The organism is Bifidobacteriaceae bacterium (genome assembly GCA_031281585.1).
Classification (GTDB): Bacteria; Actinomycetota; Actinomycetes; order Actinomycetales; family WQXJ01; genus JAIRTF01.
In genome coordinates this window covers 1-4,764 of sequence record JAITFE010000085.1, presented here as the reverse complement: position 1 = coordinate 4,764, position 4,764 = coordinate 1, and the positions used below count along the sequence as shown (strand labels likewise).

General features: G+C 70.2%; 4 protein-coding genes. 2 read left to right on the top strand and 2 right to left on the bottom strand.

The features are described 5' to 3' along the window. Nucleotides 1-249: 249 nt before the first annotated feature. Nucleotides 250-690 carry a hypothetical protein gene (locus LBC97_09845; GenBank protein ID MDR2566333.1) on the bottom strand — a complete coding sequence of 147 codons (441 nt, stop codon included), beginning with the start codon at nucleotides 688-690 and terminating at the stop codon, nucleotides 250-252. Between the two features lie 229 nt (nucleotides 691-919). Here LBC97_09845 and LBC97_09840 point away from each other — a divergent pair, with 229 nt between their 5' ends. Beyond that, nucleotides 920-2,308, top strand: coding sequence for a C40 family peptidase (locus tag LBC97_09840; protein ID MDR2566332.1), 1,389 nt, complete (start codon nucleotides 920-922; stop codon nucleotides 2,306-2,308). 56 nt (nucleotides 2,309-2,364) lie between these two features. Here the strand turns inward: LBC97_09840 and LBC97_09835 are convergent, their stop codons facing one another. Beyond that, on the bottom strand, nucleotides 2,365-2,931 hold the full coding sequence (locus tag LBC97_09835; GenBank protein ID MDR2566331.1) for an inorganic diphosphatase: 567 nt from the start codon (nucleotides 2,929-2,931) through the stop codon (nucleotides 2,365-2,367). Nucleotides 2,932-2,987: 56 nt separating this feature from the next. Between LBC97_09835 and dacB the strand changes: the two genes are divergently transcribed. Continuing rightward, entirely contained in the window at nucleotides 2,988-4,451 is a 1,464-nt protein-coding gene (dacB, locus tag LBC97_09830) for a D-alanyl-D-alanine carboxypeptidase/D-alanyl-D-alanine-endopeptidase (GenBank protein ID MDR2566330.1), read from the top strand. The last annotated feature ends 313 nt before the right edge of the window (nucleotides 4,452-4,764 follow it).

The window sequence follows — 4,764 nt, the reverse complement described above, 5'->3', positions numbered from 1 at the left end:
AGGCCGGCGAGGCCGGCCTCGCGGGCCAGGCTCATCACCGGGAGGACCCCGGCGGCGGGCAGCAGGTTCGCATCGTCGAACCGCGCGTCGTGGACGCGGGCCAGGGCGGAAGTGTGAGAAGATCGCATCTGCGGGGTGCCTTTCTTTCCTCGGGATCTTGCGATGTTCACACAAGCATTATCCCAGGTCAGAAAGGCATCTCCCCGTTAAACACGCCGCGCAGACGCAAACCTGATCGACGGATCGAGGCTAAGAGGCGGACGCCCCGGCCGGAACGCGGACGGTGGCGGTTCCCGCCAGGTCGGCCCAGGCCATGGTGCCGTCCGGGACCGGGTTGGCCCATGGCGCGCTGACGGTTGTGTCCGGATCGGCCGCGGCCGTGCGGTCTTGGACAACCTTCACGGCGAGCATGCCGATGACGACCACGATCAGGGCTGTCAGCAGGATCCCGACCATGCCCATGCCTTGCCGCCTCGCTTGGCGCTGGAACTTGTAGTCGTAGGGAACCGGATTCGCCAAGCCCGCCGCTTTCGGGGCCGAGCCGCCGGACCCGCCAAAACGGGAGTCCGTGCTCATGTCCGGCTCCGGGTGGATCGATCCGTCCAGCGCCATGTAATAGCCAGGCGGCGGTCCGGCCGGCTTGGCCGGGACCGGGAAATTGGTCGGAGCGCCCGCCAAGAAGTCAGTCATTGCGATGCCTTTCGTGCTTTTGTCCCAGTGGTCTGTCGTCAGTGCCTGGGAACTGGAACACCTGAAGCGGCCCGCTGATTCCCCGATTGGCGAATCGTCCAGTCTGCGGACTGTGGGAAATGTTGGCTCTGTGGTTTGTGTGGCTGATGGGGTAAGATCGCTCTACTGGCCGCTTCCCACCCGAGCGCCCCTCCGCCGATCCTCGGCCGGGGCGCGGTTAGGACCATTCATGAGTCATCCGCACGGCCCGCGTCGACGGGGCTGGCTGATCGCCGCAGGCCTGGCCGCCTGCCTGGCCGCGGCCACCCCGGCCCTGGCCGACCCGGCGCCCGCCCCATCCACGGACGCGGCCGTTCAGGAGGCCAAGCGCCAAGAGGCCCTGGCCGCCGCCTCGGTGTCGGAGATCGAAGGCATGCTCAGCGAGTTGAGGGCGCAGACCGAACAGGCGGAGCAGCAGGCCGCCCTGGCGGCCGAGGCCTACAACAAAGCCGAGGAAGAGCTAACCCAGGCAAACGAGACGGTCGACCAAGCCCGCGAGGACGCCGAAGAATCGCAGGTGGCCCTGGGCAAAGCGCGCGGAGTGCTGGCTCGCGTCGCCATCATGAACGCCCAGTCCGGCTCGGACATCTCGGCGCTTGAACCGCTCCTCAGCTCCGACGGGATCGAGGAGGCAGCCAACAAGAGCGCCATGCTTTTTGTGGTCGGCTCGGCGGCAGACCGGGCGGCCTCGCGTTTTGCGGCCGCGAAACAGGCTGCGGAACAGGCGGAACTGCGCTCGCAGCAAGCGGTCCAACTCCAAACTGAGAAGTCCGCCGCGACCAAGAAGCGGGCCACGGAGGCCCAGCAGGCGTCCGAGGCGGCCCAGCGCGCGGAGGCCGAGGCCGAAGTCCGCCATCAGGAACTCCTCGAGGTGCTCGCGGAAAAGCGGAACAGCACCGTGGAGGCGGAGGCGGCCGCCGAACAGCGCCGTGTGGATGAGGCCAATGAGGCCGCCCGTCGGGCGGCCGAGCAGGCGAGCCAGCCCAAGCGTCCGTCGTCTGGCGGCGGCGCAAATCCGGGCACCACTTCTCCCGGAACCGGAACCGGGGGCGGCGGGGGCACCCCGTCGACTCCGCCCTCTGGCGGAGGAAGCGGTGGGGGCGGCGACACGACCTCGCCGTCGAACCCGTCCACACCGTCCACGCCCCCAACGCAACCGCCCGCGACGCCTCCTCCAGTCACGCCGCCTCCGGTGACGCCGCCCTCGGGCGACGGCGCCGAAGCCGGTCAGGCGGCCGTGGAATGGGCGCGCGCCCAGATCGGCAAGCCCTACCAGTGGGGCGGCACGGGCCCGTCGTCATTCGACTGCTCGGGCTTGACCCAACAGGCTTGGAAGCACGGCGGCGGGAAGTCCATCCCGCGGGTGGCGCAGGACCAGTACACCCTGGCCCAGAAGATCCCCTACGACTCGATGCGCCCCGGCGACCTGATCTTCTGGCAGTACGCCGGCGCGGACATCCACCACGTGGCCATGTATTCGGGCAACGGCATGATGATCGAGGCCCCGAGCGCGGGCAAAAACATCCGCGAAATCCCCATCCGCTGGGCCAACACGGTCCAATACGCGGGCCGCTACTAGCGAAAACGCTGACGGCGCCATCCCGGCCAGCCGGGATGGCGCCGTCCCCGTTTCAGTCAGTGCTGACCGGCCGCCTTCGCGTCTTCGAGGCGCTGGATTGAGGCGATGATCTCGGCTTCGGCGCCCGCGCGGTCGGTCCAATGGGAGCCCTCAACGGACTTGCCCGGCTCCAAATCCTTGTAAATCTCGAAGAAGTGCTGGACTTCCAGCCGGTGGAACTCGGACACGTCGTCAATGTCCAGGCGCCAGGAAGAGCGGGTGTCGTGGGCGGGCACGCAGAGCACCTTGTCGTCGCCGCCGGCCTCGTCGCGCATGCGGAACATCCCGAGCGCCCGGCAGCGGATCAAACAGCCGGGGAAGGTCGGCTCGTCCAGCAGGACCAACGCGTCCAGCGGGTCGCCGTCCTCGCCGAGTGTGCCCTCCACGTAGCCGTAGTCATCCGGATAGCGGGTCGCCGTGAACAGCATCCGGTCAAGGCGGATGCGGCCCGTGTCGTGGTCCAACTCGTACTTGTTGCGCGAGCCCTTCGGAATCTCGATCGTCACGTCGAATTCGAGGGGGTGTTCGCCGGTCGCGTCGGAATGCTCGGTGCGAAGGGCTGGTTGATAGCTCGGCTTTGACATCTGGCTCGCCTCAATGATGGAAGGTCGGATGGTTTTCTTTGTCTAGTCTGGCCTATGTGAACCGGCACCGGAAATCGTCCTCGGCCGGTCGGCATCGTCGCCGCTGTTGGCAAGCTGGGGCCACCGCGCTGGCGGCCCTGGTCGCCGCGCTGGGTTTGCCCGCGCCGGGCGGAGCGGGCGGGGGACCTGCCCTGGCCGCGGCGCCGCCGCTTGAAAACCCGAGGCAGGCTGCGGCGACGCTTCAACCACAGGTGACCCCGGTGGCGGACTTGCTGGACCCGGACGCGCCGGCGCCGGCCCCAGGCGCGCTGCGGGACCTCGCCGCCGCGCACCTGGCGGCCACCCAGGTCGGCCCGGCGAGCGTTTCGGTGCGGGACCTGGCGTCCGGCGAGGAATTGTTCGCCATCAGCCCGGATCAGCCGTTGCCGCCCGCCTCGACCGTGAAAATCCTGACGGCGACGGCCGCGCTGGCGGTGCTGGGCCCGGACTCCACGTTGAGCACGGCGGCGGTCATGAGCGTGACCGGTCCGGCCTCCGGGATCGTCACTCTGGTGGCCGGCGGCGACATGGCCTTGGCCCCGGACGCCGGCAGGCCCGCGGAGGCGATGGGCCACGCCGGGCTGGGCGATTTGGCTCGGGCGGCGGCCGTCGAACTGCGGCGGCGCGGCGTCCAGAACGTCGAGGTTCGCCTTGACGACACCATTTTCAGCGGCCCGGCCGTCTATCCGGACTGGGAATGGTCGCTCGGCTCAACCTGGGGCTCTCCGACCGCCCCGCTGGCGGTTCTGGGCGGACGGGCCGGGGCGGCATTCGACGCCGTCACCTATGTGGCCGACCCGGCCTTGGCGGCGGCGCGGCAATTCCGCGGCCTGCTCGCCCAGGCCGGCCAGGATGCGGGCCTGGCGCTTCCCACGTTCGCGGTGGCCGGCGGGGTCACGCGGGCGGCGGCGCCCGCCGAGGCCGAGCTATTGGCCCAGGTCGATTCGGCGCCGGTCCGCGATCTGGTGGCCCACCTGCTCAGGCAGTCCGACAACAACATGGCCGACTCGCTGGGCCGCGTGACGGCGCTGGCGCTGGGCCAACCGGGGAGCTTCGCGGGCTGCGCCGCCGCCGTCACGCAGACGCTTGACGAGTTGGGCGTTGTCACCGCCGGCCTGAAAATGGACGATTGTTCCGGCCTCAGCCACGGATCAGCCGTCAGCGCCGCGACCGTGACCAGCGCGCTCGCCCTGAGCGCGGGCCCGGAGGCGGGCGCTTTGGGCGCGGTGGCCCGCGACCTTCCGGCGGGCGCGCTCCAAGGGACGCTGGCGGGCCGGTTCCATGAGACGGCGGCGGCGGGCAACGTGCGCGCCAAGACCGGGACCCTGACCGGCGTCACCGCGCTGGCGGGCACGGTCCAGACTGCCGGCGGCCGCGAACTGGTCTTCGCCATCATCGCCAACCCCGGCAACGCCATCTGGACCGACCTGGCCCGCCAGTCGGTCGACCGCTTCGTCGCGGCCCTGGCAGGGCTCCCCTGACCACCCGTGGTTGACACCACCGTCCGGGTGGTGTCGTTGGCGGGTGTCGGTCCGCCGATGCCGTCCGCCGGGGTTGGTGCGTTTGCCCTGGTGGCGGTCTTGGCGGGGTTTTGGGCGGGTCGCGCGGCTCACCCGTGGTTGACACCACCGCCTGGGTGGTGTCGTTGGCGGGTGTCGGCCCGGCGATGCCGTCCTGCGGGGTTGGTGCGTTTGCGCTGGTGGCGGTCTTGGCGCGGTTTTGGGCGGGCCGACTTGGGTCGCCGTTCGGTCGACCGCTTCGTCGCGGCCCCGGCGGGGCTCCCCTGACCACCCG

Bases quoted from the DNA above. Each gene is read 5' to 3' on its own strand.
- LBC97_09845 (MDR2566333.1), bottom strand. From the start codon at position 690: ATGACTGACTTCTTGGCGGGCGCTCCGACCAATTTCCCGGTCCCGGCC.
- LBC97_09840 (MDR2566332.1), top strand. From the start codon at position 920: ATGAGTCATCCGCACGGCCCGCGTCGACGGGGCTGGCTGATCGCCGCA.
- LBC97_09835 (MDR2566331.1), bottom strand. From the start codon at position 2,931: ATGTCAAAGCCGAGCTATCAACCAGCCCTTCGCACCGAGCATTCCGAC.